Raw genomic sequence first — 24,332 nt, forward strand, 5'->3', positions numbered from 1 at the left:
AGCCCAGTCTAGGCCTGGAAGCGCTTGGGCACCTCTGCCTGGCCGAGCGAGAGCATGAGGCGGTTGGCCCAGTTGAAGAAGGCGGCGGAGTAGATCATGTCGATGATGGCGAGGTCGTCGAAGCCCTGCGCGCGCAGCGCGGCCAGATGCTCGCTGCCAAACGCGATGGGCGTGCGGGTCAGCGCCACGGCCGCGTCGCGGATGGCGGACCAGGCGGGCGTTCCCATGTCCGCGTCCACGCCCTCGTCAAGCAGGCGATCGATGACGGTGGCGTCGCCTCCCTCCTCCTTGGAACGCTGCTGGTGCACGGACGCGCAGTACTCGCAGCCGTTGAATCGGGAGACCACCGTAGCGGCCAGCTCGCGCTCGGCGCGGCCCATGCCGCCGTCGGTGTTGTAGAAGATATCCAGGTCCGTCAGCGTGCGGGCCTTAAGCGCCGCGGGGTCGCGGGCGAGCAGGCGGAAGTACGGGGCGTCGATGCGCTCGGGCTTGATGAGGGCATCGCGCTGTTCCGCGGTGAAATCCTCCTTGGCCAGGGGCGGGATATTCGGCTTCCAGCCCAGGGCGTGGTTGACAAAGCGGGTGGGTTCCACGATGTCGTGGACCGGGGTGTTCGCGGTGGGCTCCCAGTCCACGGTCTCCTGCGTCTGATCCGAAGTCGCGGTCGTCGCAGAGGTAGGCGCAGCCACCGGCGCGGCGGCGTTGCCGGAGGACTCCGCGTCCAGGCTCAGCACCTGCAGTCCACGCACCACGCGGACCTGGAAGGCCAAGAAAGAAATGAGCTGGGCCAGCGAGACGATCTCGTCAGCACCCCAGCCGGCCTGGTCTAGGTGCCCCAGCGCGGCGGCGTCGGCGTCCTTGGGGTGGAAGCCGATGAGGTGCGCATAATCAAAGGCCGCGGCCAGGCGGGTGCCTAACGCGTCGGCGTCGAAGAGGACGTAACCGCCGCCGGAGTACGGGCCAGCCAGGCGGGCACGCTCCACGGCGGCTGCGACGGCGTCGACGAGCCGGGGTTCGGCGTCGTCGGCCAGCACGTCCACGTAGAAGGAATAAGCGCGCTCGGCCTGGAAGAAGCCGGTGACGAACGCCGCCACGGCGTAACGCTCGGTGTAGCTGAACCCGCCAGGGTTGTCCGGCTCAAGGAGCGCGGCGAACGACAACTGCGCGTTCTTCTTGGCCTGGCCGCGCTGGTCGCGCAGGGCGGCGATCGGGTCGGACGGGTCGAGGCCGGCCAATTCGTTAATGATGTCAGTCTTGTTATCGGTCATGGTTACAAGCCTAGATTCAAATCGCCGGAGCGGTAGCGGCTGCCAGGGATGGCATCCAGGAGGGTGCGGGTGAACTCCGAGGTCGGGTGGTCAAAAACCTCCGCCGTCGGACCGTATTCCACCTGCTTGCCGCCGCGCATCACGGACACGGTGTCGGAGATTTGGCGCACCACCGCCAAGTCGTGGGAGATGAAAATATAGGTCAGGTGCAGCTCGCGCTGGAGGCGGTCCAGCAGGCGGAGGATCTGCGCCTGCACGGTCACGTCCAGCGCGGAGACGGCCTCGTCAAAGATGACCAGCTCCGGCTCCAGGATGAGCGCGCGGGCAATCGCTACGCGCTGACGCTGGCCGCCGGACAGCTCCGCCGGCTTGCGGGTGGCGAGCTGCGGATCCAGCGCCACCAGCTCCAGGTAGTGCGCCACCTTGTCCGCAATCACCTTCTTGTTCTTCTCGCCGAAGTTGCGCAGCGGCTCCCCGATGCTCGCGCCCACGGTCAGGCGCGGATCCAGGGAGGAGTACGGGTTCTGGTACACCAGCTGGATGCGTTTACGCAGCAGGCGGCGCTGTTTCGGGTTCAGGCGGGTGAATTCCACCCCCGCCACAGTGATGCTTGCCGACGTCGGGTCCGCCAGCGCCGCGATCGCGCGCCCGGTCGTGGTCTTGCCCGAACCGGACTCGCCGACGATCGCGTGGGTGGCGCCGCGGGGCACGCTAAAGCTCACGCCGTCCACCGCGGTGAAATCCCCAAAACGCTGGGTGAGTCCCTCCACGCGGACCAGCTCCTCGCCCGTCACGGCTGGGCGCGGGGCGGCCTTGGCGACGGCGAGCGACGGGGCGTCGGCAAGCAGGCGCTGCGAGTAGGGGTGGCGCGGGTCGGTGAGGACGCGGGTGGCCTGACCGAACTCGCGGACCTGACCTTGTTCCATGACCACGATGTGATCGGCGCGTTCACCGGCCACCGCGAGGTCGTGGGTGATAAACAAGATGCCGAGGCCGAGCTCGTCGCGCATGTCATCGAGCAGGTCCAGGATGACCTTCTGCACGGTGACATCGAGGGCGGAGGTCGGCTCGTCGGCCACGATGAGCTTCGGCTTGAGCGCCACGGCGGCGGCGATAAGCACGCGCTGCTTCATACCGCCGGACAGTTCGTGGGGGTACTGGTGGTAGCGGCGCGCGGGGTCGTCGATGCCCACGCGCTCGAGCAGTGCGAGCACCTGCGCCTTGCGCTCGGCGGGCGTGCCGACGCCATGGATGGCCAGCCCCTCGGCCACGGAATCGCCGATGCTTTTCACCGGGTTCAGCGAGTTATTCGGGTCCTGCGGGATAAGGCCAATATCGGTGCCGCGCAGGGAGCGCCACTGGCGTTCGTCGAAGCCGGTGATGTCCTGGCCACGGTAGCGGATATCGCCCGCGCGGACGGCGGCGTTGTCCGGGAGCAAGCCGATGGCCGCCATGGCGGTGGTGGACTTGCCGGAGCCGGACTCTCCGACGATCGCGGTCATCTGCCCCGGATAGACCTCGAAGGAGACGTTCTGGACGGCCGCGACCTCGCCACGGCGGGTGGTGTAGCCGACCGCGAGGTCAGTGATGCTCAGCAACGGAGCATTGCTTGCGGTGCTGTTAGCCATGGTTTATGCCTCCTGGTTCCGGTTGAGCTGCTGGCTTAAGTGATTAGCGGAGACCACCACGGCGATGATCACAATGCCGGGCAGCACGGTCAGCCACCAGGAGGTGGCCATGAAGTCGCGTGCCTCGGAGATGAGCAGGCCCCACTCTGGGGTAGGCGGCGGCGCGCCGTAGCCCAGGAACCCGAGCACGGACAGCTGCAGGATGGCCATGCCGAACTGCACCGCGGCCAGCGCCAGCACTGGGGTGAGCGAGTTGGGCAGGATGTGGCGCAGCAGCACCTGGGCGCGGGTGGCGCCGGAGCCGTAGGCGGCTTCAACGAAGTCACTGCCCGCCACGGACATGACCTGCGAGCGCGCCAAGCGTGCGAAAGTGGCAATCGTGGTGACACCGACGGCCACCGCGGCGTTGATGGTGCCAAAGCCCAACACGATGATGAGCGAGAGTGACAGCAGCAGGCCCGGGATGGACAGCAAGACGTCCACCACGCGCATGATCACGGTGTCCGCCCAGCCGCGCAGGGAGCCGGCGAGCAGGCCGAGCAGCGTGCCGAAGACTAGGCCGACCGCCACGGCGACGAGCGCGCCGGCGAGCGTGTAGCGGGTGCCGTAGACCACGCGGGTGAACAGGTCACGGCCCACGGAGTCCGTGCCGAACCAGTGCGCGCCGCTCGGCGGGAGCAGCGCCACGTCCTCGCCCACGATGGGGTTCTGGTTGCTGAACCAGCCGGGGAATACGGCCCACAACAGCGCCACTGCGAGGATGACCAGCGCCAGGATGGACCCGGGCGTGCGCAGCGCGGTCAAGGTTGCGTTTTTCATGCTTTCACCTGGGCTTTACGACGAAGGCGTGGGTCCAGCAGCGGATAAGCCAGATCCACGAGGAGGTTGATAATCACGTACACGGTGGCGGCGATGACCACCACGGCCAGCAGGACGGGGGCGTCACGCTGGGTGACCGCGTCCACGGTGAGCGCGCCGAGGCCGATGCGACCGAAGACGGTCTCGGTGACCACGGCGCCGCTGACGAGTTCGCCGAACATGAGCCCGGCCATGGTCAGCGCGGGCAGCATGGCGTTGCGCAGGACGTTGCGGAAGAAAATCCACTCCTCCGTCGCGCCGCGGGCGCGCACAGCGTGGACGTAGGGCTGGGCCTTGGCATCGTCGATGGCGCGGATGAGCACCTGGATGAGCGGCGCGGCCAGCGGGATGGTCAGGGTGATTGCCGGGAGCACTAGCCCTTCCCACGGGCCGGGGTTGACGGTGTCGAACCAGCCGAGCTGGAACGAAAACACCTGGATCAACACGATGGCCACGAGGAAGCTGGGCAGCGACACCATGAACGACGGCAGGGAGCGGAAGAAGTCCGCGATGAAGCCGAAGCCGCGGCGGGTGGCCAGGTAGGCGACGGCCAGGGAAACCACGAGCGCGAGCACGAAGGTCACCGACCCCAGCGCCAGGGTGGAGGGGAAGGCGTTGGCAATGAGCGCGCCGACGGCCGTGCCGGTCTGCACCGAGTAGCCGAAGTTGCCGGTGACGAACCCGCCGAGGGCGGCGAAGTACTGGCTCAGCAGCGGATCGTCAACGTTAGACTCCTCGCGGATCTGGGTGACCTGCTCGTCCGACAAGCCCAGCGAAGGACTGGCGTAGCGCGCCATGATGCCGTCGGACGGCAGGGCGGAGAGTAGGAAGAAGGCCAGGGTGTAGGTGATAAACAGCACGAGCAGGGCTTGGCCGATGCGGCGTGCGAGGTAACCGGTGTACTCGTTCATTTACTTCTCCCCCTCCCGGGACTGCTTCGTCGCCGAGTGATCGATGTACGCGCCGTAGAACGACGGGCGGCCAATGGCCTCCGGGGTGAACCCCTTGAGCCAGGGCTGGACGGCGTAGACCTGCGGCTCCTCGAACAGCGGCAGGACGTAAGCCTGCTCGGTCACGTAGTCCTGGACGTCGCCCACGAGGTCGGCGCGCTTGTCCTCGTCGGGTTCGGACACGACGCTGGCAAGCATGTCCTCCAGCTTCTGGTCGTAGAGCCCGCCGTTGGGGTTCTTGTTGAGGAACGTGTCGCGGTTGTCCACGGAGAACAGGGACTTGATCGCATCCAGGTCCGCGCGGCCGACCATGGAGTGGCGGACCTGGATCTTGTCGATGTCCTTGGAATCCGCATCCTGGGTGGCGTTGTCGCCGGAGTTGAGATGGAGCTTGATGCCGATGGCCGCGAGGTCCTGCTGGACCATGGTGATGACCTCACGCGAGCGCGGCTGCGGCCCCGCGAGATTGACGGTCAGTTCGAGGACCTTGCCGTCCTTTTCCCGGAGGCCGTCGGCGTTGAGCGTCCAGCCCGCGGCGTCGAGAAGCTCCTTCGAGCGCTCCGGGTCAAAGGTGTAGGCGTCCTTCTGCTCGCGGTAGCCCAGGGCCGTCTTGGCCACCGAGGAGGTGGCCAGCGGGTAGGTCTCGGAGAACAAGATCTTGAGGATGCGCTCGCGATCCACGGCGTGGATGATCGCCTGGCGGACCAACTTGTCCTGCAGGAGCGGGTGCCCGAAGCGGAAGTCCAGCTGGTTGTTCATCGCGTTGGTGCCGCGCGAGACGATGTTGATGCCGCGGGCCTTGAGGTGGGTCTCTTCCGGCGCGGCGATCTGGCGGGCGATGTCCGCCTGGCCGGAGACCATCGCACCGGAGCGCACGGATTGCTCTGCGGCCAGGGCGTAGCGGATGCTGTCCAGGCGCGCGCGGCCCTGGTGCGGGTGCGCGGGCGGGGCCCAGTCGTAGTCCTCGCGGGCCTTGAGGATGAGCTCCTTGCCCATCTCCTCGGACTCGATGACGAACGGGCCGGATCCGACCACCTTGGTGGCGCTGCCGGGGCCGAAGCCTTCGTCGTCGAGTGCGAGCGTGGCGTCGGAGAGCAGGCCGGCGTTGTACGAAGACGTGGCCTGCAGGAATCCTGGCGACGGCGCGGAGAAGTGGAAGCGGACAGTGTCGTCGTCCACGACTTCGCCGCGCTCGTAGTTGTTGATCTGCTCGGACACGGTGAGCAGGCGGTCTTTGGCGCCCAGGCCGTAGAGGTCGAAGTTATTCACCACGTTCTGCGCGGTGAGCTTGGAGCCGTCGGAGTACGTGACGTCTGTGCGGATGTCGAATTCGTAGACGGTGGCGTCCTTGTTCACCTTGGGCATGTCGGTGGCGATCCACGGCGAAAGTTCCAGGGTCTCCGGGTCTTGGTACAGCAGGCGATCGGTGATCTGGTTGACCACGCCGCCGTTGGGGTAATAGCCGGCTCCTGGCGGGTAGAGCGTTTTAAAGAAGTTCGGCTCGAGGAAAGTGATGGACTCCCCCGCTGAGTCGTCTGCGCGTTGCGTCCCTGTGGCGCAGCTGACCAGCACAGCAGCGCCGGTAGCGGCAACCACGGCGCTGGCAGCGACCCGCAGGAACTTCCCTGTTAGTGACACGTTCGTTCGCTTTCGACGTAGTGATGATGCTCTCCCGTGTGGCCTTAAACTGGCTACGGGGTAGAGTAAGACTAACACCTAGTTAGACAAAATAGTACAACAGCGTTAGACAACTTGGTCTAAAACTTGTAAGGAGCAGCACCATGTCGGCTTCGCCCGCCATCGCGATCATCGGTATGGGGCCCCGCGGCATCTCCATGCTCGAGCGCCTCGCCGCCTATACCCGCGCGCTCGGCGCCGACCGGATCGGCCACCTCATCGTCCACACCATCGACGACGCCCAGCACGGCGCCGGCCGCATCTGGGACACCGCGCAGACTCGAACCCTGTGCATGAACACCCTCGCCGGCGCCGTCACGCTGTTCACCGAACCCGGCTCCACCGTGGGCGCGCCGGTGCTCGAGGGGCCGACGATGCACGAGTGGATCCAGCTCATCCGCGGCGAGCACATCGACGGCCCCAAGGCCGAGCTGTTCGCGGCCCACGTCCCCGATCCGGAGATCGCGCGCTCCTTCGCCACCGAGATCGCCGCCACCCGCCCGGAGTCCAACCCCTCCCGCGCGCTGTACGGCGCCTACCTGCAGTGGGTCTACGAAGTGGCGCTGGATAACCTGCCAGAGAACATCGAGGTCCGACCCCACCACGGCCGCGCCCTGCGTATCGCCGCCGCGCCACAGCCCACTGCGGGGGGCGCCCCGGCAGCGGACGTCATCACTATCACTGGTGACCGTAGCGCCGACAAAGACGACGCGGTGGCCGAGGAGCGCATCGAGGTCGCCGCCACCGTGCTCGCCGGCGGCTGGCTCAAGCCGGCGCCCACCGACCACGAGGCCGCGCTCGCCGACGCCGTCGCACGGTCCCACGACGCGACCCAAGACAGTGCCACCGCCGGTGCCACCAACGGCGCCCGCCCGTTGGTGTGGGTCGCCCCGGACAATCCGCTGGAACAGAACGTCCACGACATCCCCACTGATGGCAGTGACGTGTTGGTCCGCGGCCTGGGAATGGGCTTTTACGACGTCATGGCGCTACTCACTTTCGACCGCGGCGGCCAATTCGAGGAGACCCCCAACACCCGCTCCGGACTGACCTACCACCCATCGGGCAAGGAACCGCACCTCATCGTGGCCTCCGGCCGCGGCTACCCGTACATCCCGAAGTCCGAGTATCACTCGCTGCCGCCGCGCTCCCCGCACGTGCGCCTCAACGCCGCCATCGCGGATCTTCAGGGCGCCCCGGCGGGCTCGAACTCCATCGACTTTGCCACCCAGGTCCTGCCCGCCGTCGCCCGCGACGCGTTCGAGGAGTACTACCGCCAGCAGGCCCGGCTGACACCGGAGGCGATGCGTGCCCCGCTTGCCGACGTCGTGGCGGCCATCGACGCCGTAGACCTCACCGCGGCCGCGGCCAGCAACAACTCCGCCGCAGTATACGACGCGCTCACCACAGCCACCGCGGAGCTAAGCTCCCGACCTTTTGAGCCCAGCAAGATCATGAATCCCCTGGCGGGCGTCACCGCTGACGCCGATCCCAGCGTGGACGAGCTGACCGCCTTTATCGCCGAGGGGCTGAGTGCCGACATCGCTGAGGCCGCCGCGGGCCATGATTCTGCGCTCAAGGCCGGGCTATGGGCGCTGTCCTCGGCGCGCAAGAAGGTTTCCGTACTGGGCTCAGAGGCGCGCTACACCCTGGAATCTCGCCGTGGCGCGTACTCGGAGTTCATGGCCTTTGGTCAGATGATGGGCTCCGGCCCGCCGCTGTTTCGCACCCGCCAGCTGCTGGCGTTGGTGGACGCCGGGCTAGTCACCTTCCTCGGCGCACGGCCGACGGTGTCGGTGGACGGCGAAGAGTTTGTCATGCGCTCCGGCGAGCGCGAGGCCCGCTCCACCGTGTTGGTGGACGCCTGGATGCACTCGCCGGACATTCGCCGCCCGGGCGATACCCTCAGTGCCGCGCTGGTGGCGGAGAATCGCGTCCGCCCGTTCATCGACGGTGGCGTGGCCACCGGCTCGCCGGAAATCGACCCGGCCACCCGGCGCGCCGTGAACCCGGACGGTCAGGTCGACGAATCTGTGCACATCGTGGGCATCCCCACCTACGCGCAGATGCCAGACACCACCATCTCCCCCATGCCGGGCACCGACCCACTGTTCCTCCAGGAGACCGACAAAGCGGTGCGCTCGCTGCTCATCGCCGCGGGCGTGCTGGGCACCGCGGGCGAGGCTCAAGACTAGGAGTCCTTGGCGTCCCGCGCGGCGCGATCGGCGAGCTCGATGCGTGGGCGCACCTGCACCTCAGTGAGCTGCGTGGTGGGGCCGGCGTCCACGACGGCGCGGATGGCGCGCGCCACCTCCACCGGTGCGATAACGTGCTCCGGGTTGTAATCGCCCTGTAGCCCCTTAAACATCGCGGTGTCCGTCGGGCCCGGCGCCACGGTGGACACCCGCAGGTCCAGCTCGCCCTTGCGCAGGCCGTCGGCCAGCGCATACAGCGCGTGCTTCGACGCGCAGTAGACCACGTTGCCCGCGGAGGTGTTCCGGCCCGCGCCGGAGTTAATGAACACCACAGTGGCGCCGCCGCGGCGCAGGGCAGGCAGCAGCTGCTGGGTCAGCCACGCCGGGGCGGTCACGTTGATATCGAAGTGGGCCTGCCAGTCGGCCACCGTGGCGCTGTCCACGGAATGGTTGTGCGCAATCGCCGCGGCGTGGACCAGGGTGTGCACCTCGTCCAGCTCGGCGAGGGCAGCCAACGCGCCGTCGGCCAGCACGCCCGACGCGGCGTTGTCCGCAGTCTCCTTCCCGGCGTCTGCTCCGCGGCTCATTTCCGCGACTAAGTCGGCGCGCAGCGCCACCACGGCGTCGCCATGCTCGGCGACGAGCGCGTCCAGTTCCGCCTGGTTACGCCCGAGGGCGTAGACCTTGTGGTCGGCGACCAAGTCCGCGACGATGTCGCGGCCCATGCCGCCGGATGCTCCAGTGACAATTGCTGTTTTCATAGCCTGCATGGTTCCCCAGCCTACCGGCCGCCGCGGCTGGCCCCGGCGGCCCCGCGGGTCCCGGCGCGTGCGGAGAGCGTGAAAACGAGTACATTGTGGTGACGAGAATCAGGACGCAGATGTGAACAGGAGGACACATGGCGCAACCGTTGCACCTGCTGGCCGCACCGGCCGCGAACACCCCCGAGGGGGCAGGCCAGAAGGCCGAAGAAACCGCGGATGCGGTGGAAAAGTGGTGGCAGGACCCCACCACGCACGAGTGGCTCATCGAGCACCCCATCCGCATCGCGGTCATCCTGCTCATCGCCATCATCGCGCACGCCATCCTGCGGCGGGTGATTTCCCGCGTGGCGCAGCACAGCATCGACAACAAGCCGAGCTCCAAGCCGATGCTGTCCTTCGGCAAGGGCCACCGCGCCGCCGAGGCCGCCAAACGCGCCACGGCGTTGGAGTCGGCAAAGGAGTCCCGGCGCGTTTCCCGCATTCGCACGCTGGCTAACGTCAGCCGTTCGGCAGCCGCCATTTTCGTGTGGGTGACTGCCATCATCGCCATCCTGTCCGAGGTGGGCGTCAACGTCGCGCCACTGATCGCCTCCGCCGGAGTCATCGGCGTGGCTTTGGGCTTCGGCGCGCAGTCTTTGGTCAAGGACTTCCTGTCCGGCATCTTCATGCTCATTGAAGACCAGTACGGCATTGGCGACACCATCGACCTGGGCGACGGCACCTTCGGCGACGTCGAATCCATCACCCTGCGCATCACCACGGTGCGCGACATCGACGGCGCGCTCTGGTACGTCCGCAACGGCGAGATCCTCAAGGTGGCCAACCACTCGGATTCCTTCTCCATCGCGCGCCTGCAGATCCCGGTGGGACTAACCAACGACACCCAAACGGCCCGCGACATTATTGCGCAGGCCGCCCGCCGCGCGGTCCAAGACACCGCCGTCGCGGGCAAGGTCATCGACGATCCCGTGCTCAACGGCGTGACCGAGTTCAACCCGGATTACCTGTCCTACCGCCTGTCCATCAAGACGCTTCCCGGCGCGCAGTGGGACGTGCAGCGCGCCGTGTACGCCGAGGTGCTCAACGCGATGAACGCGCACGGCATCAGCACGCCGTACCCGCACGGCGTCGGCTCCCCGCGGGCCATCGCCGGCCGGCAGGTGGGCCCGACCTCCGAGGAAGAAAGCAAGTAACTCGACTACAGGCAGGTACAAGGAGGCGGGCACGAAGACGCGGGTGCAACCGCCCAGCGGGCGCCCCGCTCCTGCCATAAGGTAAACAGGTGTGAATGCCCACTCCACTTCTTCGGATTCTTCTCCCTCGCGTTCCTCAAGCTCGTCCCCTCACCCGGCGCGCGATATTGCGCGCTCGTTTGGGCCGCTGAGTTTTACCGCGTTCGGCGGACCAGTGGCCCATGTGGCGTATTTCCGCCGGGAATTCGTCGAGCGGCGCGAGTGGCTCAGCGATAAGGCATACGCCTCCGTGGTGGGCCTCTCCCAATTTCTCCCCGGACCCGGCTCGTCGCAGGTGGGCATGGCGCTGGGTTATCACCGCGGCGGCTTCGCCGGCCTGGGCCTGGCGTGGCTGTTGTTCACCGCCCCCTCGGCTATCTTGCTGGCGTGCTTCGGCCTTTTCATGGGTACCGGATCCTTTAACGCCGCCGACGCCGGCTGGGTGAAAGGCCTATTGGCCGCTGCGGTGGCCGTGGTGCTGCATGCCGTGGTGGGCATGGCGAAGAACTTCCTGCACTCGGTGCTGCACTGGGTCATCGCCGTGGCCACGCTGTTGTTGGTGTTGTTCGTCGAGCACCCGCTCGTCCAGATCGGCGCCATCCTCGCCGCGGGCGCGGTGGGATTGCTGGTGCATTCCTTGGCGAAGGAGAACCCCACGGACGGCGCGGACGCCACAGAAAGCACAGATGACGCGGCCACGCGGGACGACATCCGCTCGGTGCGCCCAGTGCCCAAAAACGTGGCGTACGCCTGCTTGGTGACGTTCTTCGTGCTGCTGGTGGGCCTGTGGGTAGGTGCGAACACCGTGGGCGGCTACGTGCTCACGCGCGCCCACGCTTTCTACCACGCCGGCGCCCTCGTCTTCGGGGGCGGCCACGTGGTCCTGCCGCTGCTGGAGGAACAGACCGTGGCCACCGGGTGGATGAGTCAGGAGCAGTTCCTGTCCGGCTACTCCGTCACCCAGGCCGTGCCCGGCCCCATCTTCACCTTCGCGGCGTATGTGGGCGCGGTCGACGGCGGTGTGTGGGGCGCGGTGTTGGCCACCCTCGCCATCTTCTTACCCGCGGGCCTGCTCATGGTGTCCGGCCTCTACTTCTGGACTAAGTGGCAGGACAACCAGCGCCTCAAGACGGCCTTTACCGCCATTAACGCCGCGGTGGTGGGCTTGCTTGCCGCCGCGCTCATCGACCCAGTGGCAGTGCACGGCATCACCTCCGTGCCCGCCGGAATCATCGCGGCGGCCTGCTACCTGGGCACCCGCTTTGTGTCGCTGCCGCCGTGGCTCATCGCCGCCGGCGGCGCGCTCGCGGGCTTCATCTTCCTTTAGCTGCGCGCTATGTGCCCAGCGCTTCCTTCACCGGCTGGCTCACCAGCTCGCCGTTACGCGTCATCACGCCCGGGGCTAGGCCGGGGAAACGCTCGATGGCAGAATCCAGGGAGCCCGCGGCCACCGCGCGGATATACGGCAGGGTCGCTGACCCCAGCGCGCGAGTGGAGGTATTCGCCACCGCGCCGGGCATGTTGGCCACGCAGTAGAACAAGGTGTCGTGCACCTGAAACGTCGGCTCGTCGTGGGTGGTCTTGCGGGAGTTTTCGAAGCAGCCGCCCTGATCGATGGCCACGTCCACCAACACCGCGCCCGGCTTCATCTGCTTGACCATGTCCTCGGTCACCAGCTTCGGGGCCCTCGCACCCGCGACGAGCACGGCGCCGACCACCAGGTCGGCCTCCTTGAGCTCTGCCTCAAGCGTCGCCGGATCGGAGACCAAGGTACGGACAGAGCCCTGGTAGAGGTCGTCGCAACGCTGCAGGACCTTGGGATTTATATCCATGAGGGTCACCTCGGCGCGCAGACCATGAGCCATAGCTACGGCGGACATGCCCACCTGGCCGCCGCCGATGACCACCACGCGAGCAGGCTGGGTGCCGGGAACACCGGACGGCAAGACGCCGCGGCCACCCTGGGTACTGAGCAGGTGGTGGGTGCCCTCAATGACCGCCAGACGGCCGGCCACCTGACTCATGGGTGTCAGCAGCGGAAGTCCGCCGTCATTGTCGGTGACGGTCTCATACGCCACGGACGTGACGCCGGATTCCACGAGGGCGTCGGCAAGCTCAGGGACGGCGGCCAGGTGCAGGTAGGTGAAGATGGTGAGATCCTTGCGGAAGTACTGGTACTCCTCCTGCAGGGGTTCCTTGACCTTGACGATGAGGTCGACGTCCGCCCACGTGGCGTCCGCGTCTGGGGCGATGGCGGCACCCGCGGCCTCGTAGTCCGCATCGGTGAAGCTCGACCCCGCGCCCGCGCCGGCCTGCACCAAGACCTCGTGACCGTCACCCACCAGCGCGGCCACGGCAGTGGGACTCAGCGCCACGCGGTTTTCGTTATTCATGATTTCTTTGGGGACGCCAATGCGCATGTCTACTCCTCGTAGGGTTCACGTCTGCGCGACGCTATGCCACACAGAGTGCAGGGTACTGTCATTTCCCACCCTACTCCCCAGGCAGGAAAATATGTTGCAAACCACATAATATCCACCCTGTGGGCGCCGTCGCTTGGCGACGCCCCGTACACAAGCCACGGGCACAAGCGGTACGGGCACCCCCTTAAAACGCCAGCAGGCTGGCGGATTTGTACACGGTGCCGAACGGGGCGTCGACACGCAGCCACCGGCCCACGGTGGACACGCGCAGGTGGCGCGGGATGTCCAGCGGCGCAGCAAAACCCGGGATGAGGCCTAAGTTCGTGCAGGCAAAAATGAGGCGCATGGGAATCTCCGCGGTCTTGCCGGCCTCCGACTCGACGGTGACCACCGTCTGGTCCAACAAGCTGGCAGGCGGCCCCAGTGGGCCGGAGAACTGCCGGGCCAGGTCTTGGCCTTTGTCCGCGAGCTCGCGCACGACCGGCACCGGCAGGGTGTCCAACAACTGGAATCCCTGCGCGGGAGGCAAGGCGCCCATCCACGAGGGATCGCGGGCAGGACCGAGGTCCAGGGTCATCGCAGGGCCATCGCTGAGATCGACCACGAGCTCTAGCGCGTCCAGAAACGCCTGGGCGTTGACCACCGCGCCGTCACGGGAAACTTCGCCGCCGCAGCGGCGTGAGGCGATCACTCCAAAGGGGGTGGTGACGAAGACCTCGACGGTCTCCGCGTCCAACTGGCGCAGTCGCGCGCTGGCGGTGGCGTCCAGGCCCACAGCACGGGCCAGGAGTGCCTTGATGCCCGCGGCGCCGGTGGCCAGGGAAATGGACTCGTTAAGCATGGCCATTGAGCAGAATTGCGTGCTCTTCCTCCGTGACAGGGCGCGGGCGGCCGGTCTTCATATCCACGGTAACCTGCACGCAGTCCACCACGCAGGACACGTTGCCGTGCTGATCAAAGATGCGCTGGCGGGTGGTGAACGAGGTCTCCCCCATGGCCACGATCTCGGTTTCTACCTTCAGCGCCACAATGTCGGAGCCGGTAATCGGCGCGCGGAAATCCACGGTCAGGTGGCGCACGTAGGAAGCAAACTCGATGCCCTTGGAGAAGAAGGTCTCTTTGGCAAACAGCAGGCGCGCCTCCTGCGCGATCTCGATGTAGTTAGCGTTCATCATGTGGCCGTAGCGGTCAAAATCAGACCACCGTACCTGCACCTGATGTTCGCGGACGATGGACTGGACCTCTTGTGGGGAACCGGACATGGACGGCAAAGCTCCTTGATGTCAAAGCGAGAAAGTTTTGGATGTCTTACTACCTACTACAGGGTAGGCAAATTAAAACGGCAGCGCCGGGAAACAATTCATTTTCCCTGCACTGCCGTCTCCCGCCCCACCCATGAAGGTGGGGGAAGGGTCAATCCTGCTTAACGAGTCAGCTTGCGGTGGGTCACACGGGAAGGACGGGCGGCGTCCTCGCCGAGGCGCTCCACCTTGTTCTTCTCGTAGTCACCGAAGTTGCCCTCGAACCAGAACCACTTGCCCTCTTCCACGTTGCCCTCCCAGGCCAGGATGTGGGTACAGGTGCGGTCCAGGAACCAGCGGTCGTGGGAGATGACCACGGCGCAGCCCGGGAACTTCTCCAGAGCATTTTCCAGCGAACCCAAGGTTTCGACGTCAAGGTCGTTGGTCGGCTCGTCAAGGAGGATCAGGTTGCCGCCCTCTTTCAGGGTCAGCGCCAAGTTCAGGCGGTTGCGCTCACCGCCGGAGAGCACCTTGGAAGGCTTCTGCTGATCCGGGCCCTTGAAGCCGAACGCGGACAGGTACGCACGCGACGGCATCTCGTTTTGACCAACGACGATGTAGTCCAGGCCGTCGGACACGACCTCCCACACGGTGGCGTCCGGGTCGATGTTCTCACGGTTCTGGTCCACGTAGGACAGCTTGACGGTGTCGCCCACCTCAACGGTGCCGGCGTCCGGCTGTTCCAGTCCCACGATGGTCTTGAACAGGGTGGTCTTACCCACGCCGTTCGGGCCGATAACGCCCACGATGCCGTTACGCGGCAGGGTGAACGACAGGTCCTTGATGAGGGTACGGCCGTCGAAGCCCTTCTCCAGGTTCTTGACCTCCACGACCTTGTTGCCCAGGCGCGGCGGGGTCGGAATCTGGATTTCCTCGAAGTCCAGCTTCTTGTACTTCTCGGCCTCGGCAGCCATCTCCTCGTAGCGCTCCAGACGGGCCTTGTTCTTGGCCTGGCGGGCCTTGGCACCGGAACGCACCCAGGCCAGCTCGTCCTTCAGGCGCTTGCGCAGCTTGGCATCCTTCTTGCCCGCAACCTCGAGGCGCTCCTGCTTCTTCTCCAGGTAGGTGGAGTAGTTACCCTCGTACGGGTAGAGCTTGCCGCGGTCCACCTCACAGATCCAACCGGCGACGTGGTCCAAGAAGTAGCGGTCGTGGGTCACGGCCAGGACGGCGCCTGGGTAGGACTCGAGGTGCTTCTCCAGCCACTGCACGGACTCGGCGTCCAGGTGGTTGGTGGGCTCGTCGAGCAGGAGCAGGTCCGGCTCGGACAGCAACAGCTTGGCCAAGGCCACGCGGCGGCGCTCGCCACCGGAAAGGTTGGTCACCGGCTCATCAGACGGTGGGCAGCGCAGCGCTTCCATCGCCTGCTCAATCTTGGAGTCAACCTCCCACGCGTCAGCGGCGTCCAGCTCCTCCTGCAGCTTGCCCATTTCTTCCATGAGCTCGTCGGAGTAGTTCGTGGCCATTTCTTCCGCGATTTCCTCGAAGCGCTGCTTCTTCTGGAAGATGTCGCCGAGACCCTCCTCGACGTTCTCACGGACAGTCTTTTCCTCGTTCAGTGGCGGCTCCTGCTGGAGGATGCCCACCGTGGCGCCCGGATCTAGGAAAGCCTCGCCGTTGGACGGCTGATCCAGGCCTGCCATGATCTTCAGGATGGAAGACTTACCGGCGCCATTGGGACCCACGACACCAATCTTGGCGCCCGGGTAGAAAGCCATGGTGACGTTGTCCAGAATGACCTTGTCACCAATGGCTTTGCGCACGTTTTTCATCGTGTAGATGAACTCGCCCATTGATTCCCCTTTTTCGTTTGATCGAGGTTAAAGATAATCAACTCAAAGGGTACATTAGTCCCCTTCACACCGGGCGAGGTGTGCTCCCTACCTCTGCGCCTGCCTCTGCACCTAGGCGCCGACGGCCACGGGCTCGCGGTCGTCCAGTGGCACCTCCTCGTCATTATTCGGCTCGGCAGCTACGGCAACCTCAGCGACGTCCGCCGCGTCCCCGTGGCCAGGCGTCTGATCAAACGGGGGTTCCGCGGTAGAGATGCCGGCCGCGCGCATCTGATCGCGAATCTCCTTCGGTGGGATATAGGTCGATGGATCGTATTTCTCCCCGCGGTGGAGGGCCTCGTTCATCAGTCGCGCCTGCGTGGTGTCACAGGCCGAGATGTTCTGGGCACGTTGGCCAAAGCGATCTTCGTCGATGCGCAGGCCGTTCTCACCGAGGTCGAGACAGGCGCTGCCGGTGCCCTCGGCGTTGTAGATCACCGCGTTCTTGCGAGCCGCGGTGACGTAGCGGCGCAGGTCCAGCCCGACGAAGGAGGCCTTGAGGTACATGCGGTTGGCTTTCTTGCCTTGTTCGTCGGACCAGCTATCAAAGACCAACGAGCCCACGACCACCACGGGCATGCCACGGTGGAGGGACTTGCGCACGTTAATGGCGAACTGGTCCCACACCTCGGCGGTAATAAACAACAGGTCGGTATCGCGCCACTCGTTGGCGCCGGGGTTCTTGTCATCGCGCACACGCCGCGACGACGCGATGCGCAGCTCGCACTTGTACTGGTCCTCGCCGGTGCGAATGAGCCTCGGCGGGTGAGTCAGGTGGCCGGTAATGGTGATCGATTGCTGGGACATGGTGGTGCTCCTTGGTGTGGTCTGGTTGGAATGTGTCGTTGAAAGCTGCTCTTTGTACAGCGTGTGTCACATTCTCGCCAGCATTCCCCCACCCCACCAGAGGCAGTTTCCCGCCCTGTGGATAATTCACCAACCGAGCCTCGCCGCGGCGGCCACACGCGACCCACGGCGCCCGGTTATCCACAGCCACCACAGCCCAAAAGTGGGATAAGTCACAGACCTCTCCCCTAGGGACGTCGGCACGCTATCTTGATATCTTTTCGCGGCGGCTCGTCATCCACTGCCCGACATCCACTACTGGCCTACTCGTCGTCCTCGCCGTAGAAGTAGCTGCGGCGCTTGCGCTCCGCCTCGGCGTCGCCGCCGCTGAGGTTGGCCAGCATGGCGTTGTAATCGTCCAAGTCCATGTCATGGTCCTCCTTGGCCTTGGCATCGAACACCGCCGCCTCCTCGCGATCCTTGGACAGCCACTCAATAAACAACGCGCCGAACACGATGACCAACGGGAACTGGCCAAAGGCCCATGCGATGCCGCCGCCCACCTTCTGGTCATGGAGCAGGTCCGGGTTCCACGGCAAGTCAATGGACTGGTAGAACGGCTCGCCCATCACGGTGTTGAGCTGCATGAGGTACACGCCGAAGTACAGGTGCACCGGCATGGACAAAAACAGCACGAACAGGCGAAGGTGCGTCGGGCGACGGTTCGGAATCGGGTCCTTGCCAATGAGCTCCCAGAAGTACATGTAGCCCGACACCAGGAACGAGGTGTTCATGAGCAGGTGCCCGGCGTGCTCCGAGATGGCCAGGTTATAGAAGTCAAAGTTCATGTAGATGGCGTAAAAGATCACCAGGAACTGGATGAGGTTATACGCCGGGTGGGTGAGGAAGCGCAGCAAGTCTGAGGCCAGGAACGCCTCCACCCACTCGTGCAGGCCGGGCTCCGCCTCGTTGGGTTCGGTCGCTTCCACAATGAGCGTCAGCGGCGCGCCGAGAACCAGCAACACCGGAATGACCATGGACAAAATCATGTGCCCCAGCATGTGCATCGAGTACAGCGCCGGGAAGTAGATGCCCAGCCCCGAGCTCATCACGAAGGTCAACCCCAGCGAACCAAGCAGCCACCACATCGTGCGGCGCCACGGCCATTGCTTGCCTTGACGACGCAAGCGCAACACCAGCGCCACATACCCCGCCGCCAGGAGCAGGCCGATGGTGCCAAACATGACGTCGAAACGCCAATTGGTAAAGATGGCACCCCAGCCCGGCGCCTGCTCCAGGTTGTAGCCGAACTGAATCTGCATGGCCGTGAGGTTCGGATCGCGCGGCGGGGGCGGCGGGGTGCGCCCCATCGTGATCGCCACGCCCACGGTGGCGGCCATGACCAGGATCTCCACGAAAGCCACGCGCCTAAACAGCTCCGGGCGGCGGTGCAGCTGCGGGATGGTCAGCTCCCGGTGCGCGAAGCCCAGCAGTCCCAGCACCACCGTCAGCGCCGCCTTGGCCACGATGATGAGCCCGTAGCGCGTGGTGAGCAGGTCGCCCACCTCCACGCGAATAAGCGCGTTAATCACGCCGGAGACGCTCATCACGACAATCGCGAACAGCGCCACCTTGGAATAGCGTGCCACCGCCGTGCCCATGCCTGGCCCCAGGCGTCGGCCGTGCGCGAGCAGTGCCACCAGCCCGCCGACCCATAGAACCATAAACACCAGGTGCCACAGGTAGGAGTTCGTTCCGTAGTCGTGGTCACCGCCCGATGCCGAGTGCCCGTCCATACCAAGCGGCACCACCGTCAGCAGCGCCACCAGGAAAATCACCGGCTGCAGCGCCCAGGAGCGCGCGAACGTGGCCAACACCGCCACCAGCAGCGCAACCAGCGCCGTGACAAACCACGCCATGGACGTGGACACCTGCCGCAGCGCCTCTCCGAAGCTCTGCGGGTCCAGCGTCTTCAGAAACGGCGTACCCGACACATCGGAGAGCACCATCGGCACCTCGATGAGTGACACCAGCACCAGCAGCCAGGCGCTCACCCGGCCCATGCGCGCAGCCAGGTGCCCATCCACCGTCAGCGCCGCGTCCAGCAGCCAGGGCCGCGCTTGCCGACGCCCCGTGTCCTCACCGCCCGCGTCCACCGCCCCGACATCCACACGCCGCGGGGTAATCAGGAAGGCCGAGGCCATGAACGAGCCGACCGTCACGGCCATCAGGATCCACGCTACGGCGCGGAAGAACGGCAGGCCGAAGGTCGTGGGCACGCCCGGATCCGGGATGCCCAGCGCCGCCAGCGAGTCAGCGAGGAAGAACATGGAGATGCCGCCGCCGACAACGCCGGCCAGCACGACCGTCAGCAGCACATACGGCCACGTGGCCCGCACCTTGCTCCGCTGCCCGCCGTGAGCAGTGACTGAAACCGTTTCCACCATGGCCCTGAGTCTATCGCCCGCCTGCCAGCTAACCTATCCGCCCGCCCGTGCGGTACTATTTTCCGTGGCGTGAAGCGCCCACGCGCGCTGCCCGCCAAGCCCCCATAGCTCAGTGGATTAGAGCAACCGGCTTCTACCCGGTGTGTCGCGAGTTCGAATCTTGCTGGGGGCACGCATATTCATGCCGTAACCACAGCAATTGACGGGTAGCCTGGTAAGCCAGCCCCCATCGAAAGGACATAGTTACGCGCATGGTTACTCGAATGAACCCCGCTCCCGGCCTCCCAAAGCCTTCAACCAACTCCTACGCTTTGGTGACCGGGGCGTCGCAAGGCATTGGCAAGGCGATGGCCAAGGACCTAGCCTCCCGCGGCTATAACGTGGTGTTGGTGGCACGCCGCGAGGCAGTACTCCAGGAATTCGCGAATCAACTCACCGCGGCCCACCAGGTAGACGCGAAGGTTCTGGCAGCGGACCTGGCTCAGGACGCGGACGTCGACCGTGTCATCGAGTTCATGAACGATCACGAGATCAGCATCATCATCAACTCGGCGGGCATCGCGAGCTTTGGCAAGTTCATCGACCAGGACTGGGACTACGAGACCAACCAGTACAACCTCAACGCCACGGCGGTCTTCCGCCTGACCAAAGCTGCGCTGGATCAGATGATCCCGCGCCGCGCGGGCGCCATCTGCAACGTGGGTTCCGCCGCGGGCAACGTGCCCATCCCGAACAACGCCACCTACGTGTTCACCAAGGCGGGCGTCAACGCCTTCACGGAGGCCCTGCACTACGAGCTGAAGGGCACGGGCGTCACCTGCACCCTGCTGGCGCCGGGCCCGGTGCGCGAGGCCGTCGTGCCGGAGGCCGAACAATCCATCATTGACAAGGTGGTCCCGGACTTCCTCTGGACCACCTATGAGTCCTGCTCCGAGGAAACCCTCGACGCCATGGCCAAGAACAAGCGCCGCGTAGTTCCCGGCCCGCTATCGAAGGCCATGAACGAGATCTCCTCCTACGCCCCCACCGGCTTGTTGGCGCCAGTGATGGGTTATTTCTACTCCAAGATGGCGCACTAGAACCTACTCACGACCCGACTACTAGGCTGAAACTATGACTGACGCAGCAACCCCTGAAAAGCACAACCGCCTCGTCTGGATTGATCTGGAGATGACCGGGCTCGACCCGGCCCGCCACGTCATTGTGGAGGTGGCCGCGGTGATCACTGACGCGGACCTCAATATTGTGGGCGAGGGCGTGGACCTGGTCGTCCACGCCACCGAGGACGAGTTGGCGGAGATGGACGCTTTCGTCACCCAGATGCACAAGAAGTCCGGTCTGGACGAGGAAATCCGCGCGTCGAAGGTCACCCTCCAGGAGGCTGAGGATGCTGTCCTGGCTCTCATTAAAGAGCACTGCGACCCCAACCATCCGGCACCGCTGGCAGGCAACTCGATCGCCACGGACCGCACCTTTATCCGCGCCTACATGCCGCGCCTGGACGAGGCGCTGCACTATCGCATGATTGACGTCTCCACCATCAAGGAGCTCTCGCGCCGCTGGTTCCCGCGCGCGTATTTCAACCAGCCGGACAAGGGCCTGGCCCACCGTGCCCTGGCGGACATCGTGGAGTCCATCCGCGAGCTGGACTTCTACCGCCGCGCCGTGTTCGTGGCCGGCGACCACCCCACATCCGAGGAAGCACTCGACGCAAAGCAGGCCGCCACCGATGCCTACCAGCGGTTTTTGTAATTTACGCGTTGTGGGTTAATCTTAATTCCGCTGCTTTTAAGGCAGCAATGGTGGCTGTAGTTCAGCTGGTAGAGCACCAGGTTGTGATCCTGGGTGTCGCGGGTTCGAGCCCCGTCAGCCACCCCTAAGAAAGACCCCTTAACCTGCGGCAACGTTGGTTAAGGGGCCAACTTTTTGCCATTTTCCCGACCCGGACACACTTTTTGTCGCATATCCCGAGAGCCTTGGGCTATGACAAGATCAGGAATAAGCCCGAAATTTGGAATCTATATACGATCATTGATGTTTTAAAAATGACTCAAGCTTGATAGCGAGGACATTGCAGAAGAGCTTTTTCGTGTTTCTTTATGAGTATCTGGGGTATGGGTCTCAACGGGCGGATGAGTTACAGGGGGAGCATACTTAAGGCCGTTTTTTGCTTTAACTTTTTCTTGAGGGGAAAGTCCCACGTTAGAGTGGATGGTTTCATGTACCCAGTGAGCTCTCGGGGGGAGGTTTGTATGCCACATGGGCCTATCTTTTCCATCGGTGCATTCTGGGTTAAATCCGCCGGCAGTGTGTACTGCGTAGAGAGTGTTGTTTTTATAGACAGGTGCTCCTGAATCTCCACCACAGGAGCGTGAGTCCGTTGACGATTTCCCTTTGAACAGATCTGTATACGTAACGTTTCCAAAGTTCAAAGAGTCTACCTTTTCGGAAATGACTGTTGACGCCGAAGAAGCATAGTCGTGAGGTTGACCATAACCGGTAAGTACGGCTTGATCCCCGATCTTCAACGGCTCTGCGGCCAAGGTAAATGAATCGGCATTGATTCCGTCACCGACTTTAATAAGTGCAACATCTTCAGTAGAAGACTTGGTATAGATAGCAGCGATACCTGCTACTTCACCATCTGATTGGCGGAGAAAACCATCCATAAAAGGTGAATTAGAGACGCAGTGATGCGCGGTCAACCAGAAATTGTCCCCTACATAGCTTGCCGTGCAATCACGCCGAACACGTTGTTGCTGTGAGTCATCCAAACTTGGAGTTACTGACCACAAAGCCGCAATACGATTATCATTCACCGGCACAGTACTGCTTGCTTGCAATGAAGCGAAGTCATTATCTGCAGCAACAGCCACGGCAGAACAAGCTCCTAGCGCAGAAAATACGCAGGCTAGAGAAGAAAGGCCGAGTTTAACTATTTTCATCGGTATCCCACGAGATTAGAAAGGAGAACTTTTTCACTTAACCAGCGTAGCCTGCCGCCAGGCTATAAGCTGACCTAGTAGAACAACTCCTTGTTTTACTCTCATCTAAGGACTGCCATGAAATCTCTCTCACGCAAACTACTTGCTTTCGTCGCAGCAAGCTTATTAATCAGTACCACTCCCGGCACTGCAGTCGCACAATCATCACTTCTGGGATCATCGATACGCGATGAACAACAATCAAAAATTCAAACATCTGAAACACCGTCTGCCGACAACGACTTTTACCCCTCTGATCACCGTGATACGACTTCGCAACAAGTAGTCGATGGTCCATTTGCTCAGTGGGGAATCCCAACCCCTCCAGGGGCAGAAGGATATGAAGTCAACCAAGCCACAAATGAAGAGCTCAACCCACAAGGGCTGAAAGAATGGCATCCGACTTCTAATCCCAACAGTGAAGTTATTCCTGGTCAAATGCGCTCCGACAGAGAAGAAATTCCTGCCGGTATTGACAAGAACGAAGCCGACAAGGCAGAAATACGAGAAGCACAACTTGCCAACCCTGATACTCCAACGCTGAATGCTCGGCCAGGGTGTAAAGTGTACTGGCCTTCTCCCTTTGAAGTATGCGGTTTAATTAAAGAAAAATACGATAAGGTAGGCGGCCCAACCAGCTTCCTTCTTCTGCCAAAGTCTAATGAGCTCACCAATCCAGACGGAAGAGGAAAGCGTTCTGAGTTTGTCAATGGATATATCTACTGGCACCCCAAGACAGGAGCACATACAGTTAGTCTCCCAGCAGCTAAAGTCTGGCAACGCCATGGCTGGGAAAAGGGCTTCCTTGGGTACCCCACTACCAGCGATATGGCTTTAGGAAACCAGTGGTTTAAACAAGACTTCCAAGGTGGACATGTTTACACCCACAATGCATTGCCGGCAACTCAGGCTAGCATCCAAGGCCGAATTTATGACAAATGGCAATCCATGGGAGCCCAAAACAGTGAACTTGGCTACCCCATCAGCGATGAGCTAACCACCCCTGACGGTGTCGGACGCTACAACGTCTTCGAGCGCGGAATGATCTACTGGACACCGCGGCACGGGGCACATGCTGTTCTCGGTTCTATCCTCATAGAGTGGGGTAAAGCTGGTTTCGAAAAAAGTAGCTACGGATACCCTGTAGAAGATGCCGTTGAGTCCGCTAATGATGTGAAAATTAGTCAAAAATTTGAGCATAAAACTTTAACGGGGTACGGCGATGTAGTCCAGAAAATCGTAGATTTTATGCCCGGTAATCAGCATGGACATCTTGACGCACGCCAAGTATATGCGGATGGAATGGACTACATAAAGTTCACTAAACAGAGCGATGTAAAGAAAGCTTTCGCTGATGCGCTTAATGAGTTAATCGAATACAACGATAGATATGAGCTGGAAACTGTATCCTTACAGTCAGGGGGCCTGCCTGAAGGTACGGATGTAGATCCTATTAATCCCAAAAATCGAGGAGATATATTCTACTCTGACGCGACAACTGCTCGTGTAAATCATGGGCACAATGGAATTTTTGTTGGCGATCCCCATGCTAGCGATAACTCGAAAAACGACACTGTTGAAGCCTCGGGGGCAGTGGGCAGCAGTTCTTTGTCCGGACAGGATGACTCAACAGCAGGGGTGAAACGACGTCAAAACTTTGAAAACGGAGATCCCCGAAGAACCCATGCTCCGCGGCTAAGGAACCTCCGTAAGCAGACAGTCAACGCGTCCCAGGAAATAAGAAATTCTGCAGCAAGATGGGCAGCTAGCAAGGCTGGAGCAGGGTATAATTCCCCTGGGGCAGGATATCGGTACAACTTCGCTTTCAACAGAAATGTCGACGGTGACTCTTTCAATTGTTCTTCTCTAGTTTGGGCTGCATACATGTACGCTTCTAAAAATGATATTGACTTGGACAAAAACGGAGGACCAGGAGTCTATCCAGACGATGTCAGAGATAGCCCGTTCGTAGAAGACTACGAATAGT

At 63.2% G+C, this 24,332-nt stretch carries 19 protein-coding genes and 2 tRNA genes; 8 read left to right on the plus strand and 13 right to left on the minus strand.

Translation table 11 applies throughout. The features are described 5' to 3' along the window. Positions 1-8: 8 nt before the first annotated feature. From H0194_RS03275 to H0194_RS03295, 5 genes are read right to left on the minus strand one after another with little or no spacing between them, the layout of a single operon-like run. The gene (locus H0194_RS03275; protein WP_185176428.1) at positions 9-1,268 is read right to left on the minus strand and encodes an alkylhydroperoxidase domain protein; all 1,260 of its coding nucleotides are present in this window, start codon (positions 1,266-1,268) and stop codon (positions 9-11) included. Positions 1,269-1,270: 2 nt separating this feature from the next. Beyond that, on the minus strand, positions 1,271-2,896 hold the full coding sequence (locus H0194_RS03280) for a dipeptide ABC transporter ATP-binding protein (protein ID WP_185176429.1): 1,626 nt from the start codon (positions 2,894-2,896) through the stop codon (positions 1,271-1,273). Positions 2,897-2,899: 3 nt separating this feature from the next. Then, positions 2,900-3,715 carry an ABC transporter permease gene (locus H0194_RS03285; protein ID WP_185176430.1) on the minus strand — a complete coding sequence of 272 codons (816 nt, stop codon included), beginning with the start codon at positions 3,713-3,715 and terminating at the stop codon, positions 2,900-2,902. Next, complete coding sequence (locus tag H0194_RS03290) at positions 3,712-4,665, minus strand: ABC transporter permease (protein ID WP_185176431.1); 954 nt, start codon at positions 4,663-4,665, stop codon at positions 3,712-3,714. The genes H0194_RS03285 and H0194_RS03290 overlap by 4 nt, the downstream gene beginning before the upstream one ends. Then, entirely contained in the window at positions 4,666-6,342 is a 1,677-nt protein-coding gene (locus H0194_RS03295) for a TIGR04028 family ABC transporter substrate-binding protein (protein ID WP_185176432.1), read from the minus strand. It lies immediately after the preceding gene. Between the two features lie 143 nt (positions 6,343-6,485). Here H0194_RS03295 and H0194_RS03300 point away from each other — a divergent pair, with 143 nt between their 5' ends. Continuing rightward, the gene (locus H0194_RS03300; protein ID WP_185176433.1) at positions 6,486-8,576 is read left to right on the plus strand and encodes an FAD/NAD(P)-binding protein; all 2,091 of its coding nucleotides are present in this window, start codon (positions 6,486-6,488) and stop codon (positions 8,574-8,576) included. Here H0194_RS03300 and H0194_RS03305 read toward each other — a convergent pair. Next, entirely contained in the window at positions 8,573-9,346 is a 774-nt protein-coding gene (locus H0194_RS03305) for an SDR family oxidoreductase (RefSeq protein ID WP_185176434.1), read from the minus strand. The two genes, H0194_RS03300 and H0194_RS03305, sit on opposite strands and share 4 nt — an antisense overlap. Positions 9,347-9,474: 128 nt before the next feature. Here H0194_RS03305 and H0194_RS03310 point away from each other — a divergent pair, with 128 nt between their 5' ends. Together H0194_RS03310 and chrA are read left to right on the plus strand one after the other, a co-directional pair. Then, complete coding sequence (locus tag H0194_RS03310; protein WP_185176435.1) at positions 9,475-10,533, plus strand: mechanosensitive ion channel family protein; 1,059 nt, start codon at positions 9,475-9,477, stop codon at positions 10,531-10,533. A gap of 166 nt (positions 10,534-10,699) precedes the next feature. After that, on the plus strand, positions 10,700-11,899 hold the full coding sequence (gene chrA, locus H0194_RS03315; protein WP_246389126.1) for a chromate efflux transporter: 1,200 nt from the start codon (positions 10,700-10,702) through the stop codon (positions 11,897-11,899). A gap of 7 nt (positions 11,900-11,906) precedes the next feature. On the opposite strand, the gene ald is transcribed toward chrA, so the two are convergent. The 6 genes from ald to H0194_RS03345 form a co-directional block, all read right to left on the minus strand. After that, the gene (ald, locus tag H0194_RS03320) at positions 11,907-12,992 is read right to left on the minus strand and encodes an alanine dehydrogenase (protein ID WP_185176437.1); all 1,086 of its coding nucleotides are present in this window, start codon (positions 12,990-12,992) and stop codon (positions 11,907-11,909) included. Positions 12,993-13,179: 187 nt separating this feature from the next. Continuing rightward, positions 13,180-13,836 (minus strand): DUF8185 domain-containing protein, encoded by a 657-nt coding sequence (locus H0194_RS03325; protein WP_185176852.1) that lies wholly within the window; start codon positions 13,834-13,836, stop codon positions 13,180-13,182. Further along, positions 13,829-14,257 (minus strand): acyl-CoA thioesterase, encoded by a 429-nt coding sequence (locus H0194_RS03330; protein ID WP_185176438.1) that lies wholly within the window; start codon positions 14,255-14,257, stop codon positions 13,829-13,831. The genes H0194_RS03325 and H0194_RS03330 overlap by 8 nt, the downstream gene beginning before the upstream one ends. A gap of 161 nt (positions 14,258-14,418) precedes the next feature. Then, positions 14,419-16,089 carry an energy-dependent translational throttle protein EttA gene (ettA, locus tag H0194_RS03335; RefSeq protein WP_185176439.1) on the minus strand — a complete coding sequence of 557 codons (1,671 nt, stop codon included), beginning with the start codon at positions 16,087-16,089 and terminating at the stop codon, positions 14,419-14,421. A 111-nt stretch (positions 16,090-16,200) separates the two neighbouring features. After that, the gene (locus H0194_RS03340) at positions 16,201-16,935 is read right to left on the minus strand and encodes a single-stranded DNA-binding protein (RefSeq protein WP_185176440.1); all 735 of its coding nucleotides are present in this window, start codon (positions 16,933-16,935) and stop codon (positions 16,201-16,203) included. A gap of 302 nt (positions 16,936-17,237) precedes the next feature. Then, on the minus strand, positions 17,238-19,361 hold the full coding sequence (locus tag H0194_RS03345) for a bifunctional copper resistance protein CopD/cytochrome c oxidase assembly protein (protein ID WP_185176441.1): 2,124 nt from the start codon (positions 19,359-19,361) through the stop codon (positions 17,238-17,240). A gap of 98 nt (positions 19,362-19,459) precedes the next feature. Here H0194_RS03345 and H0194_RS03350 point away from each other — a divergent pair. The 4 genes from H0194_RS03350 (at position 19,460) to H0194_RS03365 (ending at position 21,236) form a co-directional block, all read left to right on the plus strand. Then, positions 19,460-19,533, plus strand: a tRNA-Arg gene (locus H0194_RS03350). Between the two features lie 91 nt (positions 19,534-19,624). Further along, the gene (gene cmrA, locus H0194_RS03355) at positions 19,625-20,440 is read left to right on the plus strand and encodes a mycolate reductase (RefSeq protein WP_185176853.1); all 816 of its coding nucleotides are present in this window, start codon (positions 19,625-19,627) and stop codon (positions 20,438-20,440) included. Between the two features lie 34 nt (positions 20,441-20,474). Beyond that, positions 20,475-21,113 (plus strand): oligoribonuclease, encoded by a 639-nt coding sequence (gene orn / locus H0194_RS03360; protein ID WP_185176442.1) that lies wholly within the window; start codon positions 20,475-20,477, stop codon positions 21,111-21,113. 50 nt (positions 21,114-21,163) lie between these two features. Continuing rightward, positions 21,164-21,236 (plus strand) — tRNA-His (locus tag H0194_RS03365). A gap of 164 nt (positions 21,237-21,400) precedes the next feature. Here H0194_RS03365 and H0194_RS03370 read toward each other — a convergent pair. Beyond that, positions 21,401-22,237 (minus strand): trypsin-like serine peptidase, encoded by an 837-nt coding sequence (locus tag H0194_RS03370; RefSeq protein WP_185176443.1) that lies wholly within the window; start codon positions 22,235-22,237, stop codon positions 21,401-21,403. A 186-nt stretch (positions 22,238-22,423) separates the two neighbouring features. Between H0194_RS03370 and H0194_RS03375 the strand changes: the two genes are divergently transcribed. Beyond that, a complete protein-coding gene (locus H0194_RS03375; RefSeq protein ID WP_185176444.1) occupies positions 22,424-24,331 on the plus strand; it encodes a hypothetical protein in 1,908 nt (635 codons plus the stop codon). Position 24,332: the final 1 nt, after the last annotated feature.

Origin of the sequence: Corynebacterium incognita (genome assembly GCF_014217255.1) — a bacterium.
Classification (GTDB): Bacteria; Actinomycetota; Actinomycetes; order Mycobacteriales; family Mycobacteriaceae; genus Corynebacterium; species Corynebacterium incognitum.